This window comes from Rhizobium chutanense (genome assembly GCF_002531935.1).
Taxonomy (GTDB): Bacteria; Pseudomonadota; Alphaproteobacteria; order Rhizobiales; family Rhizobiaceae; genus Rhizobium; species Rhizobium chutanense.
In genome coordinates, this window is sequence record NZ_NWSV01000094.1 from 1 (window position 1) to 561 (window position 561).

Consider the following 561-nt stretch of genomic DNA (forward strand, 5'->3'; position numbering starts at 1 on the left):
GTCATATGACGAAGCATCCAATTGAGGTGATCACGTCTGTAGAGCGCCGTCGGCGCTGGTCACGCGAAGATAAAGAGCGCCTTGTCGCTGCGTGCTTTGAGCCAGACGCGGTCATCTCCGAGATTGCCCGCGCGGCCGGCATCCATGTCAGCCAGTTGTTCCGTTGGCGCAAAGAGCTTTGCCGGATCGAGGAGCCAAGGTCTGATACGGCGACTTTGGTGCCGGTGATCGTATCCGAGGCCGCTTCGACAGTCTCTCCCGTTCAACCGGAATCGCCCACCACATCCCACCCTCGTCGGAAGCGTAGCAATGTGACAATCGAGCTTGGACGGGGTCGGCGCGTGCGCGTGGATAGCGACATCGATACGGATGCCCTTGGCCGGATTCTCGATTGCGTGCTGGGGCTGCGATGATTCCGGTTCCGAGTGGCGTGAAGGTCTGGCTGGCGACAGGCCACACCGATATGCGAAAGGGCTTCCCCGGTTTGTCGTTGATGGTGCAGGAGGCGCTGAAGCGCGACCCGATGTGTGGACACCTGTTCGTATTCCGCGGCCGCGGTGG

Annotated in this window: 2 protein-coding genes; both read left to right on the top strand. The window is 61.1% G+C overall.

The window, feature by feature from the left end; translation table 11 throughout:
- Window positions 1-413 (top strand): IS66-like element accessory protein TnpA (gene tnpA, locus CO666_RS33440; protein ID WP_097603765.1); only part of this gene is annotated, 413 nt, incomplete at its 5' end.
- Window positions 410-561, top strand: a 152-nt coding sequence (gene tnpB, locus CO666_RS34975) for an IS66 family insertion sequence element accessory protein TnpB (protein WP_141506812.1), incomplete at its 3' end; no start/stop codon positions are given. The genes tnpA and tnpB, both read left to right, overlap by 4 nt.